The following is a 20317-nucleotide window of genomic DNA, read 5'->3' as shown; positions in this document are numbered from 1 at the left end:
CCCAAAAAAAGAGGCTGTCTCATAAATCGTCTTCCAAATTTAATTACCAAATAAAGTATTGATTTTACAATTAGGCCCTTTGTGACTTTGTAGCCAATCTTATTTAAAAATGTTACAGAGGAACAAAGACACAACAAATCTAATCCCAAACAATATTTGGATAAAATTTGGAAATTTTCACTTATGAGAAAGCCTCTTTTACTGGTCACTTAAAAACTGCCTTTGATAAAATGCTTTGATGGATGCCATCCCAAAGAACTTTTCTGGCTTTTAAAGCAGCTATGGCTGCTATTTCAGTCTCCTCCCATTTTAATGGATCGTTGCCACAGAGATGTTCCAGCATACGCAAAGCCAATGGACCATGATGGTCTTCATCCAAGTGGATATGCCTTTCAAAGTAATACTCCAAAGTATCTAACTCACCCGGTTTACTTTTGATCAGATCATTGACCAATTGACGGAACAAATCTGGAATCAGGTCTTCTCTTCCAAGTGTAAAAGAAGCTGCGATCTTATGGGCTTTGCCCTCCTCTACCACTTTGTAGTTTTCCAGAAGAAAATTCACAACAGATATAGGAAGATTTTGATCTTTTAAAGCAATATCAAAAGGACTTCCTGATTCCAGTTGTTTTAATATGGCGGAAATTTCTCCGGTATTGGCTCCTGCTTCTCCCATTGCACGGAGATACAACTCAAAATGGCTGCAATATCCACCTTGCCCATCTTCATCACTCTCTTCAGCCAGTACAATATCATTGATCAGCCTTGCGGCCAAGGGTTCTCCAGCTGGTCTCCAAGGCAAACTCATACCTGTCATTTTGGTCTGCAATGCTTTAAGAAGGGTCATAAAATCCCACACAGCAAATACATGTTGCTCCATAAAAATCTGAAAATCTTCCAGTGTTTTCATGTCCTTATAAATTGGGTGCTGCAACAAGGCATTACGATGTGGTGCAATGACCTGCGTTAATCTTTCAATATTTGAATGCATAATTTAGGTGATTTTTCAAAGAAAACGCATTCCCTGCTTTTTGGTTCCTCTTTTTTAGTAAAAAATACAGGATGGATTCATCACCCTAAAAAAGGAAAAATATTGAAGGGCCATCCATCTTGATACGGATAGCCCCCCTAATTATGCTTAATCCGTAATTTCTATGACTTTGAATTCAGTTCTCCTATTCACCTGATGTTCTTCCTCGGTCTGTGCATTCTCTATGATTAACTGACGTTTACCATAGCCCTTGGCTACCAATCTACTTGCTTCAATTCCTTTGGATACTATATAGGCAACGGCCGATTCCGCCCTTCTTTGAGAAAGGGCATCATTGTAGGCATCACTGGCCCTAGCATCGGTATGGGAGCTTAACTCAATGCGGATACTTGGGTTGTCTTTCAGAATCTGTACCAATTTATCCAGTTCCAGTGCAGCATCCGGTCGGATGTCGGCTTTATCCAAGTCATAATAAATATTTTCCAGTACAATGGCCTTTTCCAAAATCAATGGATCTAAAACAATTGTGGTATCCAAGACCACGTTGGTTACATCCTGAACCAAATCTTCGGGCGCTGGTGTTTTTCCACGGGTATCATAAGTTATGCTTTTTGAGAAATATCCGGATTTTGATGCAATCATGGAGAAATTCTGATCAGGGCCAAGCGTAAATCTAAGCCTACCATTGGTATTGGAGAAGTCCCCACCTACATTCTTGTTATCTGCATCATAAAGCACTACTCTGGTTTGGGGGAGTACCACTTCCGAACCATCTTCTGCTCTTTCTTTTGTAGTCACATTGAGGAAGACGTTGATCACCTTGGGTTTAGGCGTATTGTCTACGAAAAAATAAATGTCATCATCTCCCAGACCTCCCTCCCGATTGGAAGACAAAAATCCTTCCGTGGGATATTTGGTAAAGAAAATGGCAAAATCGTCAGAAACTGAATTGATATTGGATCCTAAATTTTTTACCTCCCATCCAGTATCTGTTTTCTCCGCAACAAAAATGTCCAATTTCCCAAAACCAGGATGCCCATCTGATGCAAAATACAACTTTCCGTCAGGGGCTACATAGGGAAACATTTCATTTCCGGATGTATTGATCTGTGAACCCAAATTGACTGCATTTCCAAAATCTCCATTGGCTAATTTGGTGGCCTTATACAGATCCAATCCACCTTGTCCATTGGGCCTATTGGAAGAGAAGTACAGTTCATTACCATCTGGACTGAATGCCGGTGTGGTATTGTAAAAAAACTCATCTTCATTGACAGGCATCCAAATAGGTTGTGTAAATCCTCCTCCCCGAAAATAGGAAGCAAATAACTGAACATCCGGAAGATCTTTTCTATAAGTAGAATTGCCTCTTGCATAAATAATCGTGTTACCATCAGGACTGATCGCGATGGCTCCTTGGTTTAGGCCATCCTCATTCCTGAACTCTGGCATAGGTTGGACACCTTGTACATCTACATTTACCCCTTCAGCCCTGGTTCTAAAAATCTTGGTGTAGGGCATCCCAGTAGCTGGATATACCCCGCTCGATTGCCTTGAACTTGTAAAATACAGGTAGTTCTCATTCATAATAGTCCCATATTCAATCCCAGGAGTATTGAGTAACTTGTAATTTTCGACTTCGATAAATGGAAAATAATCTTCTATGGCATCAATAGTTTGTAATCCTGCTAACTCTTTATCCGTCCATCTTATAAAAGTATCATCAAGTGTGATCGCCTTGGCTTTAGCAAAAGCCTCTTCTGCTTCTTTGTACTTGCCCTGTGACTTTAAGCTTTGCCCAAGCCTGTAATAGGATTCAAAAGTCTCTTCCTCTTGCAATATTTTGGTGTAGTAGGACTCAGAATTTTCTACACGGTTGGTCAGCCTATAGCTTTCCGCCATGTAAAAATTAGCCTCCTTATTATCTGGATCATCTTCCAGAATCCTAGAAAAAGTATTGATAGCCAATTGGTACTCTCCTGCCTGAAACTGATTTTGCCCTTTTTGAAAAAGACTGGTACAGGAACCAAGCAGCAGGATCAATACCACCCATACTACATTAAATTGCTTCATGGAGCTCAACGAAATATTTTGTCAATTTTTTTAAATATAGGACTTTATGATAATTAATTCATAAAGAATTTGTTCAACCAGCTTTCCTTAGCACTGATCAACCAATTCTTTTCAAGGTCTGATTTTCTCTGCACCACAGGATTTAATACGATAGTATCAGCTTGCAATATACCTTCTGCCACTTTGGACTTGATGCCTAAGGCTTGACTCACCTCAAGCTTACTGCCATCGCTCAAGTAGGCCACTTTCCCTTGATCCAGTAGGTTAATCCCCAATTCCTGCTCTATGTTCTTAAGAATACGCACGGAAGAATCAATGGAACAACCTGAGGCTCCTAAATGACTTTCATCCACTGCAAGTATGATTACCTGTTCAAAGCGAATATCGAATGAGGTAGGCATCAGTGAACCATGGGTATTCCATTGTTCACAAAAGTTTTGCAGTACATCTTCAACGAATGTCAGTTCTCTTTTATTGAGTTTCCTATCAGCTTGGTATACCCAAATCCGGGCATTCTCAGGCATTTTTTCAAATAATATATACATATTTTATTATACTCCTTTTCAAAAATAATAGTTTCGAATGAATTTAAGTTCATAGAACCTGCTCTAAAAAAAGAAACCACATTGAGCAAGATTTGCTTAATGCGGTTCTGTGATATTTTTATGAAAATATTTTAGCTCCTACCCAAAACCCTCAAGTGATTGACATGAGAGGCAAAAGCATACCTCATTTTGGGATGCTCAATGTAAGGAAGACCATATTCCCTGCAGGTTTCCTTAATAATTTGAGAAATCGCAGGATAGTGAACATGGGAAATATTGGGAAAAAGGTGGTGTTCAATCTGAAAATTTAAGCCCCCAATAAACCAGGAAAGTACTTTATTTTTGGTGGCAAAATTAGCTGTGGTCTTCAACTGATGAATAGCCCAATCATCTTCCAACTTGTTCGATATTTTGTCAGGAATGGGGAAAGTGGTTTCTTCCAGGACGTGTGCCAACTGAAATACCACACTCATAATTATTCCTGTGGATATGCCAAATATTAGAAATCCAATTAACCAAGGCATAAACCCTACCATGTATATTGGAAGCGCCACAAAAAGAAATATGTGAACAACCTTAAAACCCCAAAAAGAAATATGGTCATTGATTTCCATTTTTTTTATAGGAGTTGCGGCTACCTTATTCGTCACGTATTTCTTGTAATCCGTAAAAAAGACCCAGTAAAAATACAGTATGGAATATATAAACAAAAAATAGCGGTGTTGAAAACGGTGAATTTTATAACGTTTTTGAGATGGACCCATACGTAAAAACGCACCTGCATTCAAATCATCATCGTGTTCATTTACATTGGTAAAGGAATGATGAGCTACATTATGCTTGGTTTTCCACATAAAAACATTCGCTCCAAGAAAGTTGATGGAAATAGCTGCCAGCTCATTGACCCAGCCTTTACGGCTGAAACTTCCATGGGCACCATCATGCATTACATTGAAACCAATACCAGCAGTCAAGCCTCCAAGTAATATGGATTCCAATATCGCAAATGGCCAGAAAGGAGTGAAGAACACCAAATGGATATAGACACCAATAAATGCCAAAACCATGATAATGGCCTTGAAATAAAGGGTAATGTTCCCAGTTGGTCTAAGATTTTTTTCAGTAAAGTAATTTTTAATCCTTTCCTTTAAATCTGCATGAAAGGAGGTTGCGGCATTGAATCTAGGCGGACGCATGTATTGTAATTAAGTGTTCAATAATAAGGGAATGGAAGAACAGGCTGGGAGGTTACTAGGCATTCTCCTTATAAAGATAAGGTATTAAAACCAAGAATTGTTAAATACCATCAAAAAATAATGAAAAAATGTTCGGTTTTAACAAGTTTTATGATTTGAAGGGAAATTGCCTCTTGGGAATAGTTTTCTTTGGATGGATACAATGCCTTTTTGAAGTCTTTCCGTTGGAGAACCAGAAATTACTTCAAAGGGTAATCCTTTTGAAAACAGTAAATTTTTATAAAGTTTGAAAAAGTACTTTCTCATTTCAGGATCTGGATGCTCCCGCTGTGGATCTTCCTGCCACGGTATATCGATATTTGTTAATAGGTAAAGGTCATATTTCCGATGGCTTGTTTGCTCCGCTACCCAATCATGCACCTTTCCAAATTTATGGCTAGACCATACCTGAACCACATGAAGATCTGTATCGCAAATCAAGAGGTTTTGTGATTGCTTTGACTTTATATCCTCCAATTGGATTTGCCCTTTAGCAATCTTTAATAGATCATCATATACATAAGGCCTATTCAATTGTTCTATGTATTCTCTTGCGAACTCTGGTACCCATGGGCATGAAAAGTGATTGGCCAATTCCTCGGTAAGTGTACTTTTTCCAGTGGACTCCGGTCCTATGACCACTACTTTTTTAAGCATACACCTCAGGTTTATGCTTTGCAGCCTTAATCCATTCAATGAGTCCTATAGTAGCCAGGACTGTGAAAAACAAAAACTGAAAAGAGGTCAGCATTAAACCCTTGTAAAAATATAAGGGAACCGAAACAATATCTGTAATGATCCATGCAATCCAATTTTCAACCTTCTTTTTTGCCATCAACCACATGCCGACAAATGCAGAAGCTGTAGTGAAAGAATCCCAATAAGGTACATCTGAGTCTGTAAAATTCGCCAAGACTAAGTAAAGCGCGGCATAAGATGCTAAAAAGAGTGCCAAGGATGAAATAATTCCTTTTTTATTCAGCCAAGTAACGGGTAAAACTGCTTTACCTTCACTGGATCTGCTCCAGAGATACCAACCATATATAGACATGGAAAAATAATAAGCATTGATTCCCATGTCTGCATAAAGTTTGTATTTCAAGCAGATATATACATAGATCAAGGTGGAAATCATTCCTGTAGGGAATACAAGGATGTTCTTTTTTATGGAATAAAAAACTGATGCAATGCCAAAGAAAACTGCAATTGCCTCCAGCCAACTCATTTCTGCTATACCACCCCTGATGCCTTCCCAAATCCATTGTAAATCCATGAAGCGAATTAAAGGAGAAAAAATGGAAATGGGAAACCAATTTATGAAGTATCAAATGTAGTCCTGTAGGTTTACCAAATAGGAAGAGGTGAACAATTGAAAAATGTATCATTTATACCCTCTGGATCAGTAAATAAAAATTAATATGCATTTTTTAGAAGCTTCTACTAATTTAGATGATTAATATTGGTTTTGTTATTATAGTTATAATGAACCGTCAACATTAAATTCATTAGCTCATGAAATCTTTTCTTTTCATATTGGCAGTTCTCTTTTCTTTTGCGGCTGTTGCCTTTCAAGTCCCCAAGGAGAAGGCCATTCTGAGTTGGGAGTTTTCTGGCTCTGATAAAGAACAGCTCAATATACAGTCAGCAGGATTGAGTCTGAATTACACCGTTTGGGAAGAAGATCAAGTATTGATCGAGCTTTTGGCTCTAAAGGATAATAAACCTATCGGGCTGGAAGATGCACAAGTCCAAAAAAAGTTGGCCACCTACCAATTTAACCTAAATGAGGATGCTGAAAGCATTTCTATTCAAGTCGAAATGCAAAAACAATCCCGTCTCAGGAGTAACAGAGATAATATTCTGCTTTTTTTCAAAATACAAGGACCCAACAATATGAATACTTTGGTAAAATCAGAATCTGGATCGATTACCTTGGTTGATCTGCAGGGAAAGCAAGAGCTTCAAAGCAATGGAGGAAGCATTCGTGCCATCAACTGCCGGGGAGAAATTATAGCCAACTCTGCCGGAGGAAGTTTCTTTGTGGATAACTTTGAAGGAAAAATGGAATTGGGGGCTGCAAATGGATCAGTAAGAATAGAAAATTTTTCCGGTCAGCTCAAAGCCAGATCTTTTCAGGGAAGCATGTCCCTTTTCGAAATCAAAGGACAGGTTAATGCTGAAACAGAAAGTGGAAGCATCAGGGCAAACTTCACGCTCCCAAAAGAAAGTATCCTGCTCAAATCTAATGGAGGAAGTATTGATGCGGTATTGCCAAAAGATCTGCCTATGTCGGTCAATTTCATTGGGGGCATCGTAAATAGCCAACATCCAAATTTTCAAGGTGAAAACAAAAAAACGATAATCAAAGGTACCATTAATGGTGGCGGAATTCCCATCAATTTTGAAACCTTAGGCGCAACGGTCAGGGTGGACTACAGATAAGACAGGAATACGGGTAATCACCGTATTCCTGCCTTTATTTTTTGGGAGTTATCTCACAAACAGTAGCCCAATACCAGCCTCTTGTAATAAGCGATTATAGCTTGGAATAGCTTCTTGGAGTAAACGCTCACCTTCTGCTTTCAATACATCCCACTGCTTACTGAGTTCTTCATGTCTTTGTCTAGACCCCTCGTTTACTCTTGGAATCTGACTTTCTGTTTGATTGATGAGGAAAAGGTAATTTGCCGTGAATTTATTAGGGAAGTTTTCCACATCATCATAGGCTTTTGACTTGCGTTGAACCATGTCCTCATCCCAAGTCTGCATGGAAAGAAGCAGCTTTGACCCTTCCTGCTGGAGAGATTTTCTGCTTTCATCATCCTTGAGGCGGTCCAAAAAGGTCTTGAGCTGATTTTGATAATCCATTAAATTATTGACCATATCGTGCATTTCCCTGAGATCATTTTGCATCAACTGCATAAAGTCCTCATACGCTTGATACTGGTCTGCGGAAATTTCAAAGAGTGGGTTGACAAGGACATTGGCATGTGCCTGACTTTCTCCTAAAATACTTTTTAAGTCTAGGGTATATTTTCCGGGAATGACCTTATGACCACTGTAACTTCCCTCTATAAAGGCAGTGGGAATTCCCGGTAAGGTTGGATACCGCATGTCCCAGACAAATCGATTCAAACCTTTATTCACAGCCAATGTTGGTTCTCTAGATGGGCCACCATCATATGCGATGAAATTTGGATCCGATTTGCTGCTAAAGCTTCTGACCAGATTTCCTTGAGCATCCTTGATGTCCAATTGTAGTTCAAAGTCTTCGCCAATGTTCTCGGGCAAATGATAATAAATCACAACGCCATTGGCTGGATTCACACCGGCAAAAAGATCCATTCCATTTGAATTATTACTGTTCATTGCAGAATACCAATGTCCGATAATAGCATCATCTGGGTTATAAATATGAGGTTTTTCCACCATGGATTTCATTTCTCTAACCAAGTTCAGGTCATCCAAAATCCAATAAGACCTACCGGCAGTAGCGACTACCAGGTCATTATGGGCAATTTTCAGATCTGTAATGGGGGTAATGGGCATATTCAATTGGAAAGATTCCCAACTGTCACCATCGTTTCTAGAAAGGTAAAGGCCTGTTTCTGTTCCTGCAAAAAGCAGTCCCTTGACTCCGGTGTCTTCCCTGACTACCCTGGTAAAGGCACCATAGGGAATTCCTTTGCTGATATTGGTCCAGGTTTTTCCATAATCGCTTGTTTTGTAAAGGGCCGGTGTATAGTCATTGAACTTATAACGGGTAGTAGCAATATATGCAGTGGCAGCGTCATGAGGGGAAACCTCAATGGCATTGACCAAAGTCTCCGGCATCCCTTTTGGCGTCACATTGACCCATGTGGCACCGCCATCCCTTGTTAGATGGACAAGACCATCATCACTACCAGCCCAAAAAACACCCTTTTCGTGAGGAGATTCTATCAGGTAAGCGATAGTGCCATAATTTTCAGCACCTACTGCCTCATTGGTATAAGGTCCGCCTCCTTTTCCCTGCTTTTCTTTTTCATTTTTGGTAAGGTCAGGTGAAATTACCTCCCAGGAAGTACCCATATCTTTTGTTTTCAGAACATATTGTGCAGCGTGGTAAAATGTAGCTGGCTCATGCTGCGACCAGATGATCGGTGCATTCCAATTGAAGCGATAGCGCATGTCACTGGCATCCCTGCCCAAATATTGAATGGGGGCAATCATGATATTGGTAGACGCCTGTGATTTGGTATCTAATACTTCAATCGTCCCTAAATAACTGCCCCCTAAAACATAGCGGGGATCATCAGGATCGAAGGCCAAAAACGCCGATTCTCCACCTGCTGAATAATTCCAATGCTCCTGGGTAATACTTCCCCTTCCTAAGGCCAGGCTGTTGATCACTAAAGATGTGTTATCCTGCTGTCCTCCGTAGATGCGGTAAGGAAATTGGTTGTCTGTATTGATTCGATACATTTGGGCGGTAGGCATATTATCCTGCCTGGACCAATTTTGGGCAAAATCAAAACTGATGGCCGCTCCACCATCATCTGCAATGACCAGGTTTTTAGAATTTTGAGGGTTGATCCACATGTCATGGTAATCTCCGTGGGCATATGGTAACACTTCCCAGGTTTTCCCACCATCGATGGAGCGTAGGGCAGGAGCGCTTAGGACATAGACTGTATTTTCAGCATTGGGGTCTGGGAAAACTTCAATGTAATACCAAGCACGTTGCACCAAACGGTTGTCTCCGCTCACTTTGCTCCATGAGTTACCCCCATTCTCTGAGACAAATAGTCCACCAAAACCCTTGTCTGAGTCACTTTCGATCAGGGCATACACTTTTTCGGAATTGGCCCGGGACACAGCTATGGCCATTTTACCCATTTCCTTGGGCAGACCATTTTCCAGTTTTTGCCAAGTTTCACCTCCATCCGTGGACTTATACAGCCCGCTTCCTTCACCTCCACTGATTACTTTCCAGGGCAAACGTTGGTGTTCCCACATGGCTGCATAGAGGACATCGGGGAAATTCATGTCCATGGACAACTCTGAAGCTCCTGTCAAAGTGTTCACAAAAAGTACTCGCTTCCAAGTTTCGCCTCCATCAGTAGATTTGTAAATCCCTCTTTCTTCATTAGGCCCATGCAATGCCCCTTGGGCGGCCACATAGACAATATCCGGGTTATCCGGATGAATGCTTATACGCGAGATATGCTGGGTTTTTTCCAATCCCATTTTTCTCCAGGTTTTACCGGCATCTGTAGATTTATATACGCCATCTCCATATGAGGTCATCACGCCACGGGGGGCATGTTCTCCCATGCCGACAAAAACTATTCGGGGATGGCTTTCAGATACTGCTATTGCGCCTACAGAACCCGTAGTGAAAAATCCATCAGAAATATTTTCCCAGCGCTGACCCGCATCTGAAGTCTTCCATACCCCTCCACCGGTTTTTCCCATATAATAAGTCAAAGGGTCTCCGACCACTCCACTGACAGCTACTGATCTACCTCCCCGAAATGGACCAATATTACGGTATTTAATCGGATTGAAGGCATCATAAAGGTCCTGTGCCATTACTTGAAATCCGATTAGGATCAGGAATATGCTGAGCGCTTTTTTCATTTTTTTTGGTGGTTGTTTAATGGATCAAGTTAAGCAACAGAAACTATAATTACTTACTGCTCATCAAATTTTGTTTGTTCCAATAAAACCATCCTAAGAAGTTTTTCGTGATAACAAATATACCACTAAACATCAAGCTATTATGAGACAATACTGTTTGCTTTTATTTCTTGGTTTTCTTACTCAGTTTCAGTTACAAGCCCAGCAAGAAGAGGAATTTTTCAATCCAATGGAAGTGGCCTTTGACAAAATCTATCTCCATACGGACAAACCCCATTATTTTTTAAAAGACACCATATGGGTAAAGGCCTATTCCTGGTCTGCGGTAGCTGGGGAAGGGCTAAAACCTTCCAGCAGCAGGACATTGTATATGGCCCTTAAGAATCAAGAGACTGGTGAAAGGATGTTTCAAATGCCTGTTTTACTGGAAGAAGGAATGGGTTCTGCCCAGCTTGCTTTAAGTGATATTCCCGCAGGTGATTATGTGTTGCTAGCCCAGAGCAGAACCATGGCCGATTGGGAATCAACGTATGTTTTTCAACGACCCATTAGAGTTTCTGAAGTTGGTGCAGTCACACTTATAAGGCCTTCCGATTACCGGCAGAAACCCATTCAACTGCCCTACCAAAATGGATTACGGATAGGCTTAAATCTTTCAGAAGGTTTGTATCAATTGATAATCGATCGATCGAAAGAGCAAGCCGATAGCGTTTTCCAGCTTATAGGCTTACAGCATGGGAAGCCTTTGTATGAGCAAATCCTATCCTTGCATGAAGGTAAAAATGTTTACAAGCTTGATCCGGAAAAATTTTTACCAGGATTGGCAGATTTAGCCTTGGTCAACGACCGTGGAGAGATAGTAGCTGAAAGGCCTGTCTATTTCCACCCCCAAGCCATTCCTACCCTTAATATTTCTACTAAGCAACAAACCTACAGGCCACGTGAGCGTGTTCAAGTCCTTTTGAATGTATTGGATGAGTTTGGAGAAGGCCTGGAGGCTGATTTATCAGTATCGGTAGTCGATTCCAAACAAGTGAGTTGGTCAGAAGATATGAGTACCATTGTTACAGAAATGGAATTAGGTGCTGCTTTGGGAAAGGATTTCGATTTCAGCCACCAACTGTTTAAGCAGGAAAATTCGGCAAAAGAACTCAACGAAATATTGGTACATGAGAAGAGTCGTTCTGCTTTATCAAATTTTAACCAGCAGGAAGAGCAGTTTTTTTGGGAAGGAAAGGGCCTCAAGCTCAAAGGAAGAGCAACAGATAAAGAAGGAAAGTCATTGAATCCTGGCACCGAGTTGGAGTTTTTAATGTACCCTAAGAAGGGTGTGCCCCTAATGGCCTCCGCAACAATTGGGGAAAATGGGACTTTTGAACTAGAGGATCTTTTTTTTCAAGGTACTGCCGCTGTTGTGGCGAGAAAAATTGAGAATAAAAGAAAGCGTACCTTTTCAGAAGTTTTAGAAAGTCATCAGCTTACATTTGAGCCCCTTGATTTACCTAATCCTACACTTCAGACACGTTTTGAGGCTTCGAAAGATGATTACAGTCTTGATGATATCAGGCGCTATACAGTAATCCGCAATAACCGATTGGAAGATAGAATAGTGGAGCTGGATACTTTTACAGTTCAGCGACAACCCTGGACATTTGGTAGACCTAAGGAGACGAATGATTTAACAGCATGGGCAAATGTAGTGCTGGACGTAGAAGAAGGAATGTTTGACCACTTCAATGTATTTCAATACATGCAAGGCAGAGTTCCGGGACTCATTATCCAAGGAGATATAAATGATTTTGGTAATCCTCCGGCAGTTTTCTTTAGAGCTAGCCAATTAATGTTAGTAAGCCGGGCAGAATTGGCATCAAAAAGCGGGGAATCGTCAGGAAACATGGGGGGAGGAGCCGCATTTTTATTGGATGGAGTCCTTGTTGATCCAACAATTATTGCCACTATTCCAATGACGCTTGTGAAGCGAATAGAAGTTTTCAATAATGTGGCCGGAAGTAGCGCAGTTTTAGGTTCTAGGGGCAGTATGGGAGCTGTAAATGTGGTTTCCAGGCAAATAGATCCCAACCAGGCTATGTTTGAACGGAATAATGTAACCTATGTACAGGGTTATAATCAATCTATTCCCTTTCCGAAAATAAAGTCAGGGGACTTGGAAAAAGATCTTTTCAAGACCAATTGGAATGCTACCGTTTATTGGAATCCATATTTGGGTACTGATTTCGAAGGAAGTGGAAACTTTGAATTTGTCTTAAATGATTTACAATCTGAAATGAAAATCATTGTAGAAGGAATGAGCAAAACGGGTCAACCCATATTTGGTATTCATACCATCCTCGTTGAAGAATGATTCGATTCATAATTTGGATAGTTATTTTCAGTTTTTGCTCCTTCAAAGCTCAGGCACAAGGACAGATTAGAGGGACCCTCATAGATGGTGAGACGAGCGCTCCTCTTCCTTTTGCCACAGTCTTTCTTGCCAATACCACCTTTGGTTCTGTAACGGATACTGAGGGATCATTTAGCATCACAAATATTCCAATAGGGGAATATGAGATAGTCGTGAGTTTTATGGGATACTATCCGGTGCACCAGCAGGTGGTGGTAGAAAAAGGCAAACTTTTACAGATAGAACTGGTGATGAATCCCCAAATAATTGATTTGAAGGAAAGTTTAGTCGAAGATATACGAGATAAATCCTGGTACGCAAACTTGAAATTATTCGAAGAGTATTTTTTAGGTACAAGCATGAATGCTAAGAGGAGCAAGATCCTCAATCCCAAAGTATTGATTATGGATGATCAACAAAAGCCAGGGTATCTTATAGTTTCTGCAAGAGAACCTATCTTGATTGAAAATCCTAATCTCGGTTATCAGATTCGCTTTGTTCTACAATCCTTTGAGTGCAATCCAAAAGAAAAGCGATGGAGCTACTATGGTTACCCTTACTTCGAGGAGCTAGAAGTCCCAGCCCGTAGGATGAAACGGGTTATCAAAAATAGAGATAGGGCATACTTCGGCAGCTTGACTCATTTTTTGCAAGCAGTATATCAAGATAAGTTGGAAGCAGAGGGTTTTGAGGTGTATTTGGTCAATAGGTTAAAAGGCGAAGATCAACTTTATGAAGAAGTGCTTTCAGATGTTGCGGTAAGTGCTTCAGAAATGATGCTTCGCCATGAAGAAGGCAATGCATACTTTCATTACAGAAAACCCATCTTCGTTCAATACAATTATGAATCAGAAGAGACAGCTTTCAGTATGCGACTCCAGCAAAGAAGTAACCCATATCAAGTCAGTAAATTTATATTGAGGGTTCATAGAATTAGATTGGAAAAGGATGGAAGATACTTTCCTGCAGAAGGGGTTTATACAGAAGGATATATGGGTTGGGAGCGCGTAGCTGATTTGATGCCCTTTGGATATGTTCCACAAGGGGAAACTGCTTTACAAATTAAAAGCCCTGAAAATTAATTTTCCAGGGCTTTTAAAATTATTTCTGTCCATCTTATCTCCTACTCCGTGAACGTCTCATTGGATTGTCTCCTGTTGATACGCCTCTGGCACCAGAAGCGCCTTTGAAGAGTTCAAACCTACTAGGCACAAATTGTCTTGGCCAGTAATTATTGGTTTCATCTATGTCGGCTGTCTCTCTGTAAGGGTCTAATATGATGCTTGCTACTTCTTTTTTCTTGGCAAATACCTTGGTCACTTCCCATTCATTAAGCCTCCATATCTCCGCCGGAATCCTTTCCACTTCTGAGGTTCCATCGGTATAGTTGAACTGAATGATCAGAGGCATTACCAATCCTCCCACATTTCTGAAACGCATTTCATAGAAGTTCAATCCACTGTTCATCAGTTCCTTTTCCTTTGGGGTAAGAGAGGCCATGAAGTTTTTATAGGCTTGCTCATCTTCAGGAGTTACTGTGAAGGGATTGTAGGAGTTGTAGAAATCCCGGGTGGCCGGATCTGCCTCTACGACTGTCTGTGGGATATCCTCTTTGTTGTAATCCATGGAAATATGATAAGCCTCCCGATCTGCTGCTTTTTTCTGGTCTGCTTTCTTTTCTGCAGGGGTACGGTTATCCAACTTATACCATTTTACTTCTTCCAAGGAAATATCTACTGGATCCGTGCCAAAGAACCAACCTCTCCAGAACCAGTCCAGATCTACACCAGAAGCATCTTCCATGGTCCTGAAGAAATCCTCTGGGGTTGGGTGCTTGAACATCCACCTTAGGGAATACTCCTTAAAGGCATAATCAAATAGTTCACGACCCATGATGGTTTCACGGAGGATATTCAATGCCGTGGCAGGCTTGGCATAGGCATTGGGCCCAAACTGTATGATATTTTCCGAATTGGTCATAATGGGTTCCAGCAAATGCCTTTCACTGGCCATATAAGGGGCTATCTTATGGGCAGGCCCTCTTCTGGAAGGATAATCCCTGTCCCACTCCTGCTCTGCCAAGTATTGAAGGAAGGTGTTCAACCCTTCATCCATCCAAGACCATTGACGCTCATCAGAGTTGACAATCATAGGGAAAAAGTTGTGTCCTACCTCATGGATGATCACGGAAATCATACCATACTTAATCGCATCAGAATAGGTACCATCTTCATCTGGTCTTCCATAATTGAAGCAAATCATCGGATATTCCATCCCATTGCTTGCCTCTACAGAGATGGCTACCGGATAAGGGTAGTCAAAAGTTCTTGCTGCATAAGATTTTACCGTATGTGCTACTACGCGGGTGGAGTACTGTTCCCAAAGTGGGTTACCTTCTTTCGCATAGTAAGACATAGCCATGACATCATTGCCTCCTTGCTTGACCGCCATGGCATCCCATATGAATTTTCTGGAAGAAGTCCAGGCAAAATCCCTGACATCTTCTGCATGGAAAATCCAGGTTTTCTTGTCTTTTGATTTTTGTTTTTCTAACCTCTCTGCTTCAGCTTGGGTGCGTATAATGACAGGTTTGTCATATGTTTTTTGAGCTTGCTCCCAGCGCTGTAATTCCGTGGAATTCAATACCTCTTCTGCATTTTGTAAGACACCGGTAGATCCCACCATATGGTCTGCGGGAACGGTAATTTTTACCTTATAGTCCCCAAAGGTAAGGGCAAATTCTCCGCGCCCTACAAACTGCTTGTGCTGCCAGCCTTCGAAATCGGAGTAAACCGCCATTCTAGGGAACCACTCTGCCATGGTGTAGAGGTAGTTGCCATCTTTTGGGAAATACTCATATCCTGGACGGCCACCGATGAAACTCATCCTGTCATGGATATTAAAAGTCCAATCCATGGTGAACTCGGTTTGCTCTCCAGGCATCAAAGGCTCTGGCAAGTCGACCCGCATCATGGTGTGGACAATGGTCACAGGAATGTCATTACCTGCCATATCCTTGACATGAAGGATTTTGTACCCTAGATCCAAGTCATGCCATAGAATGCCTTCGATTTGGCGCAGACTCATTCTCGGGTTGATGCTGTTCTGCGCTATTTTGGGTGTATTGGAATCAGCTGCCCTTTCATTTTGATCCAGTTGGATCCATAGGTATTTCAAGGGGTCGGGAGAATTGTTGAAGTAAGTGATTTTTTGCCAACCTTTGATAGACTGATTGTCATCGTTGAGTTCTACCTCTATCTCATGGTCGGCTTTTTGCTGCCAATACATATGACCTGGGGCTCCGGAAGCTGTCCTGTATACATTAGGAGAACGGAGCATGGGTCCTAGTTGTTCGAATCGCTCAGCATGATTCTGCTCAGACCATTGTGCCTGTGCAGGCATGGCGAATAGCATTACGCAGAGCACTGCGGTAAGGGTAAATAATTGTTTCATAAGTTTTATGTTGCTGTGCCTCTATAATTTAGTGTTAAAATAAATCTTACCAGTATTTTGTATCCAACATCATCATCAGGGACATGCCCAATACGATTGCCGAAATTATCATTGACCAATCTCTGCGATTTATACCTATGATCCCGTGGAGAATACCACCTGCCACCATAAATATAGCCACAATTATCAACTGCCCCACTTCCAAACCTACATTGAAAGCTAATAAAGGTTCAAAAATAGATGCTTCTTTTCCCAAAAGGGAACGCAGGTAATTGGAAAAGCCCAAACCATGGATCAAACCAAAGAAAAGGGCAAATATATAGTTGACTTGAATGCCACGACCGGTGCTGGGTTTGGGTTTGAATACGTTGCTCAATGCCGTAATGGCAATGGTGACCGGAATGAGAAACTCCACCAAATCTGTGTTTACCCTGACCAAGTTTAAAGTAGCTAAAGCCAATGTTAAGGAGTGGCCTACCGTAAATGCGGTAACCAAAATAATAATCTTCTTCCAATCCCTCAATACGTAGATGGCACAAAGGGCCACGACAAAGAGGATATGATCAAAACCATCAAGATCCAAAATATGTTGGATGCCTAATTGAAAATACAGTTGAAACTGTCCCATTTGCGCACTTTAATTTTATTTCCTGAATAGTTTTCAGGTGTGTACATTTAATCTCTAATTTGCAAAGAAAATAAAATAAGCGTTCCGAATGCAATTCAATTACATATTCCTGCTCTTTTTGGGATGGAAGGCGTTTTTACACCCCTTCTACATCAGTCTTACAGAAATCAGGTATAACCCTGATAATAAAAGCTTGGAGATTGCCCAAAAGATTTTCTGGGACGATCTGGAAGTAGCCTTAGGAGATATCCATAAGACCAAGGTAGATTTTTTGAATCCGGCGGACCGCAAAGCCTTGGAGGAAAAAGCCAAAGCTTATCTATTGGAAAAAAATGAAATCCGTGTCAATGGCCAAAAAGTGAAGTTGAATTATCTGGGCTTTGAAATTGAGGAAGAGGCAGCATGGTTTTATCTAGAAGCGGAAAAAGTGCCTGTTCCCAAAACTGTGGAGGTCTATAATACGGTATTGATCCAACATTTTGATGGACAACAGAACATTGTGAATTTTTATATGGACCGTAAACCCAAAAGCCTGATCTTATATAAAGGCAAGGAAAGAGGGGAATTGAGGTTTTGAAAGGGACTTTCAAGTTGGATTTCGGATGAAAACATTAAGAAGTTAAGGGATTTAAAGATTTCATTAAGAAAATAGCTTTTCCGAAAATTAGACCAATGAATCTAAATTTTTTTAAACCACAACAGTAACAAAAGAAAACAAAAGTTCTCCACAGCAGCGCTCCATGGCTAGAAAAATCTGTGTTTATCCATATTCATCCGTGGTTAAATTATTCCTTTATTAAAACCTTGATCTATACCTGTTAAATCCTGGATTTTGTACAAGTTAGTTCGGGATTGCAAATCCTGAACAGCGTCCATCTCGCTTCTTCTTTCACGGTTTCATCACCGTTCCGCATTTTTTGCATTTGGTGTTGTCGGGATTTTTCCAAAACCGCTCCATAATCGGAGGAAGTTGATTCACAATATCCGTAATCTCATGGTATTCCTCATACAACTTATTCCCGCAGTTTTCGCAATGCCAAATAAAGCCATCCCTCTCCCCCGGTTTTCGGTAACGCTCCATGACCAAACCTATCGTATTAGCAGGCCTTCTGGGTGAATGGGGCGTACGGGCAGGCAGTAAAAACATCTCTCCTTCTTTGATGTGAATATCTTTGACTTCACCTTCGTCCACAACCTTCAATACAATCTCTCCTTCTACTTGGTAGAAAAATTCTTCCCCTTCATTGTAATGAAAATCCTTACGGGAATTGGGGCCGCCGACGACCATCACGATAAAATCATCATTTCCTTTGTACATTACCTGATTGCCAATAGGAGGCTTCAGCAAATGGCGGTTTTCTTCAATCCACTTTTGAAAGTTGAGGGGTTGGGCAATAGGCATAATTTTAATCCATTTTAGCGTTTAATGAATGCTAAAATAACCAAAAAAACAGCAATTTTTGGTTTCTTTGGTGAATCAATATAAAGCCCATGCAAGTACCGATTATAGATACCCATTGTGACATTTTATCCTATCTCGCAAAAGTACCTGGTGCCAAGCCTGATAGTGCTGAGGAAATTGCCTGTGCCCTTCCACTCCTTCGGCATGGAAATGTAAAAATGCAGGTTTGTGCCATCTATACGGATGTCAAATCCGGAAGCATGGAACTGGCTACAAAACAAGCCTTCAAATACCGTGAAATGCTCATGACCCATCCACAGGAAGTCATCCAGGCAGATGCAGATTTTTTAGATTACCTTTACCTGAATTCCAAGATTGGTATGGTGGCGGCCATAGAAAATGCTGCGGGTTTGGCAGAAGAAAAAGTCCCCATCGAGGACGCGTTTGCCCAACTCGATCAATTGATCAAATTAACCGGGCGAATTGCCTACATCAGCTTGACCCATCATACCGAAAACAGGTTTGGTGGGGGTAATTATACTACTGGAATAGGTCTTAAAAAGGACGGAAAGTTATTGCTGGATTATATTTCGGGCAAAAAAATTGCCATAGACCTTTCTCATACTTCAGATCTCTTGGCCGAAGGCATTTTAAGCCACATTGATGCCCAAAAGTTAGACATCCCCGTTATGGCCAGTCACTCTAATTTTAGAACGGTTTGGGAACACAAACGCAACCTCAATCATGAATTTGCTCAGGAAGTAATCCGAAGAAAAGGACTTATTGGTGTTAATTTTCTGCGGGCATTTTTGGACGATCAGAATCCTGAAAGGATTTACGAACATATCCTTCATGGCTTTGAAATCGGGGCAGAGGAGCAAATGTGTTTTGGAGCAGATTTCTTCTATACCAAGGATTTTCCGGACAAGTCAAGGCATCCTTTTTACTTCCCCATAGTTGAAGACGCCTCCAAATATCCAGGTATTTTAGAAAAACTGGCTGAAAATCTCAGTCAAAGCCAATTGGAAAAGTTGGCCTATAAAAACTGCCAAAGGTTTTTCTCGGGACTTTGGAGGAAGTAAAACTATAAAATCTGAAAATTATGTCCTCCCATCACTTTGTAAAAGAACAGCAAGAACCTGCCCTTATTATCCTGAATACCAATGGTGTTCAATATGAGCAGGTAGCACCACTTTTGGAGTGGGTACCCACGGTGATGGTAACCCAGGAGGAAGTATATACAGTGATTTCCTGGGGCATCAAAATTGACATTATTTTGGCAGACATAGAATTTCAAAAAAGCCACTTCAAACTGCTGGAGGAGCAATATCCAGTCAGGTTTTTAGGGGTGCAGAATGGGAATTACCTGGAAGAAGCTTTGCAATACCTGTTGGCGACCAAGCATGGGGCAGCCAATATCATCGGTTTTAATCATCAAAAGGTATTTGACCTGGAACCCAAGCTGGAAAGGTTAGATTTGGTGGTATGGGACGGACCGATTCGGTATTTCCCCATCAAATCCAGACATTTCAGGAAGTGGTTTGTCCCATGTACCGTTCAGTTGCATGCTCCCGAAGGCACTTTGGTAGAAGTCAAAAATTCGGATGGAGCTCAAATTATTGAAGTCCATCACAGCACCATGTTGGAATTGCCCGAAGGTACTTCTGAGTTCTCTTCAAAAGGGATTTTTTGGATAGGGGAGTTTTTCAATAAATAGGTGCTCCGTTTACAAGGGAAACCAGCTGCAAAGATTAGTCTCTTTTAGGCTTGTATAGCCCAAATTCCAATAACTATTCTGTCTTTATCATTTAAGTCTTTCAAAATCCTGACATGGTAAAAGCCCAATTCCTCCATGAGATTTTTGGTGTCCACCCCCAAGCCTTCATTGATTTCGAAATAGAGTTTACCACCTGGCTTCAATGCCTTTTTGCCTTTTTCTGCGATGACCCTATAAAAAAGCAAAGGAT

General features: G+C 41.0%; 16 protein-coding genes and 1 pseudogene. 6 read left to right on the top strand and 11 right to left on the bottom strand.

Features of this window, described 5'->3' with window-relative positions; translation table 11 throughout:
* Nucleotides 1-205: 205 nt before the first annotated feature.
* The 6 genes from QZT73_RS15605 to pnuC form a co-directional block, all read right to left on the bottom strand.
* Entirely contained in the window at nucleotides 206-991 is a 786-nt protein-coding gene (locus QZT73_RS15605) for a DUF3050 domain-containing protein (RefSeq protein ID WP_291789138.1), read from the bottom strand.
* 147 nt (nucleotides 992-1138) lie between these two features.
* Nucleotides 1139-3064, bottom strand: a complete 1926-nt coding sequence (locus tag QZT73_RS15600; protein ID WP_291778517.1) for an OmpA family protein — start codon at nucleotides 3062-3064, stop codon at nucleotides 1139-1141.
* Between the two features lie 53 nt (nucleotides 3065-3117).
* Nucleotides 3118-3609: a hypothetical protein gene (locus QZT73_RS15595; RefSeq protein ID WP_291778525.1), complete on the bottom strand. Its 492-nt coding sequence runs from the start codon at nucleotides 3607-3609 to the stop codon at nucleotides 3118-3120.
* Between the two features lie 131 nt (nucleotides 3610-3740).
* A complete protein-coding gene (locus tag QZT73_RS15590; RefSeq protein ID WP_291789136.1) occupies nucleotides 3741-4805 on the bottom strand; it encodes an acyl-CoA desaturase in 1065 nt (354 codons plus the stop codon).
* Nucleotides 4806-4943: 138 nt separating this feature from the next.
* Nucleotides 4944-5501, bottom strand: coding sequence for an ATP-binding protein (locus tag QZT73_RS15585; protein ID WP_291778528.1), 558 nt, complete (start codon nucleotides 5499-5501; stop codon nucleotides 4944-4946).
* The gene (gene pnuC, locus QZT73_RS15580) at nucleotides 5494-6117 is read right to left on the bottom strand and encodes a nicotinamide riboside transporter PnuC (protein ID WP_291789134.1); all 624 of its coding nucleotides are present in this window, start codon (nucleotides 6115-6117) and stop codon (nucleotides 5494-5496) included. The genes QZT73_RS15585 and pnuC overlap by 8 nt, the downstream gene beginning before the upstream one ends.
* A gap of 239 nt (nucleotides 6118-6356) precedes the next feature.
* On the opposite strand from pnuC, the gene QZT73_RS15575 reads away from it, so the two are divergent.
* Entirely contained in the window at nucleotides 6357-7286 is a 930-nt protein-coding gene (locus QZT73_RS15575) for a DUF4097 family beta strand repeat-containing protein (protein WP_291789131.1), read from the top strand.
* Nucleotides 7287-7334: 48 nt separating this feature from the next.
* Here QZT73_RS15575 and QZT73_RS15570 read toward each other — a convergent pair whose 3' ends face one another.
* Complete coding sequence (locus QZT73_RS15570) at nucleotides 7335-10466, bottom strand: glycosyl hydrolase (protein ID WP_291778537.1); 3132 nt, start codon at nucleotides 10464-10466, stop codon at nucleotides 7335-7337.
* 142 nt (nucleotides 10467-10608) lie between these two features.
* Here QZT73_RS15570 and QZT73_RS15565 point away from each other — a divergent pair, with 142 nt between their 5' ends.
* Nucleotides 10609-12828, top strand: coding sequence for a TonB-dependent receptor (locus QZT73_RS15565; protein ID WP_291789128.1), 2220 nt, complete (start codon nucleotides 10609-10611; stop codon nucleotides 12826-12828).
* Entirely contained in the window at nucleotides 12825-13949 is a 1125-nt protein-coding gene (locus QZT73_RS15560; RefSeq protein WP_291778542.1) for a carboxypeptidase-like regulatory domain-containing protein, read from the top strand. The genes QZT73_RS15565 and QZT73_RS15560 overlap by 4 nt, the downstream gene beginning before the upstream one ends.
* 34 nt (nucleotides 13950-13983) lie before the next feature.
* Here QZT73_RS15560 and QZT73_RS15555 read toward each other — a convergent pair whose 3' ends face one another.
* Both QZT73_RS15555 and QZT73_RS15550 read right to left on the bottom strand, forming a co-directional pair.
* Complete coding sequence (locus tag QZT73_RS15555; protein WP_291789126.1) at nucleotides 13984-16320, bottom strand: M1 family metallopeptidase; 2337 nt, start codon at nucleotides 16318-16320, stop codon at nucleotides 13984-13986.
* A gap of 46 nt (nucleotides 16321-16366) precedes the next feature.
* Entirely contained in the window at nucleotides 16367-16948 is a 582-nt protein-coding gene (locus QZT73_RS15550; protein WP_291778629.1) for a HupE/UreJ family protein, read from the bottom strand.
* Between the two features lie 88 nt (nucleotides 16949-17036).
* Here QZT73_RS15550 and QZT73_RS15545 point away from each other — a divergent pair, with 88 nt between their 5' ends.
* Nucleotides 17037-17525 carry a DUF6702 family protein gene (locus QZT73_RS15545; protein ID WP_291778627.1) on the top strand — a complete coding sequence of 163 codons (489 nt, stop codon included), beginning with the start codon at nucleotides 17037-17039 and terminating at the stop codon, nucleotides 17523-17525.
* Between the two features lie 312 nt (nucleotides 17526-17837).
* Here QZT73_RS15545 and QZT73_RS15540 read toward each other — a convergent pair whose 3' ends face one another.
* A complete protein-coding gene (locus tag QZT73_RS15540; RefSeq protein WP_291789123.1) occupies nucleotides 17838-18350 on the bottom strand; it encodes a 3-hydroxyanthranilate 3,4-dioxygenase in 513 nt (170 codons plus the stop codon).
* Nucleotides 18351-18439: 89 nt separating this feature from the next.
* Here QZT73_RS15540 and QZT73_RS15535 point away from each other — a divergent pair, with 89 nt between their 5' ends.
* Nucleotides 18440-19432 (top strand): membrane dipeptidase, encoded by a 993-nt coding sequence (locus QZT73_RS15535; RefSeq protein WP_291789120.1) that lies wholly within the window; start codon nucleotides 18440-18442, stop codon nucleotides 19430-19432.
* A 20-nt stretch (nucleotides 19433-19452) separates the two neighbouring features.
* Nucleotides 19453-20067, top strand: coding sequence for a thiamine pyrophosphokinase (locus QZT73_RS15530; RefSeq protein WP_291778620.1), 615 nt, complete (start codon nucleotides 19453-19455; stop codon nucleotides 20065-20067).
* 44 nt (nucleotides 20068-20111) lie between these two features.
* Here the strand turns inward: QZT73_RS15530 and QZT73_RS15525 are convergent.
* Nucleotides 20112-20317 (bottom strand): annotated as a pseudogene (locus tag QZT73_RS15525) (peptide chain release factor N(5)-glutamine methyltransferase); the annotation flags it as partial.

It is taken from the genome of Cecembia sp., from assembly GCF_007126775.1.
In the GTDB taxonomy this organism is placed as follows: domain Bacteria; phylum Bacteroidota; class Bacteroidia; order Cytophagales; family Cyclobacteriaceae; genus Cecembia.
Note: the sequence above shows the minus strand (reverse complement) of the source record. Positions and strands in the feature narration are given on the sequence as shown.

Excerpts from the sequence above, each read along its gene's own strand:
- QZT73_RS15605 (WP_291789138.1), bottom strand. The coding sequence starts at position 991 with ATGCATTCAAATATTGAAAGATTAACGCAGGTCATTGCACCACATCGT.
- QZT73_RS15600 (WP_291778517.1), bottom strand. The coding sequence starts at position 3,064 with ATGAAGCAATTTAATGTAGTATGGGTGGTATTGATCCTGCTGCTTGGT.
- QZT73_RS15595 (WP_291778525.1), bottom strand. The coding sequence starts at position 3,609 with ATGTATATATTATTTGAAAAAATGCCTGAGAATGCCCGGATTTGGGTA.
- QZT73_RS15590 (WP_291789136.1), bottom strand. The coding sequence starts at position 4,805 with ATGCGTCCGCCTAGATTCAATGCCGCAACCTCCTTTCATGCAGATTTA.
- QZT73_RS15585 (WP_291778528.1), bottom strand. The coding sequence starts at position 5,501 with ATGCTTAAAAAAGTAGTGGTCATAGGACCGGAGTCCACTGGAAAAAGT.
- pnuC (WP_291789134.1), bottom strand. The coding sequence starts at position 6,117 with ATGGATTTACAATGGATTTGGGAAGGCATCAGGGGTGGTATAGCAGAA.
- QZT73_RS15575 (WP_291789131.1), top strand. The coding sequence starts at position 6,357 with ATGAAATCTTTTCTTTTCATATTGGCAGTTCTCTTTTCTTTTGCGGCT.
- QZT73_RS15570 (WP_291778537.1), bottom strand. The coding sequence starts at position 10,466 with ATGAAAAAAGCGCTCAGCATATTCCTGATCCTAATCGGATTTCAAGTA.
- QZT73_RS15565 (WP_291789128.1), top strand. The coding sequence starts at position 10,609 with ATGAGACAATACTGTTTGCTTTTATTTCTTGGTTTTCTTACTCAGTTT.
- QZT73_RS15560 (WP_291778542.1), top strand. The coding sequence starts at position 12,825 with ATGATTCGATTCATAATTTGGATAGTTATTTTCAGTTTTTGCTCCTTC.
- QZT73_RS15555 (WP_291789126.1), bottom strand. The coding sequence starts at position 16,320 with ATGAAACAATTATTTACCCTTACCGCAGTGCTCTGCGTAATGCTATTC.
- QZT73_RS15550 (WP_291778629.1), bottom strand. The coding sequence starts at position 16,948 with ATGGGACAGTTTCAACTGTATTTTCAATTAGGCATCCAACATATTTTG.
- QZT73_RS15545 (WP_291778627.1), top strand. The coding sequence starts at position 17,037 with ATGCAATTCAATTACATATTCCTGCTCTTTTTGGGATGGAAGGCGTTT.
- QZT73_RS15540 (WP_291789123.1), bottom strand. The coding sequence starts at position 18,350 with ATGCCTATTGCCCAACCCCTCAACTTTCAAAAGTGGATTGAAGAAAAC.
- QZT73_RS15535 (WP_291789120.1), top strand. The coding sequence starts at position 18,440 with ATGCAAGTACCGATTATAGATACCCATTGTGACATTTTATCCTATCTC.
- QZT73_RS15530 (WP_291778620.1), top strand. The coding sequence starts at position 19,453 with ATGTCCTCCCATCACTTTGTAAAAGAACAGCAAGAACCTGCCCTTATT.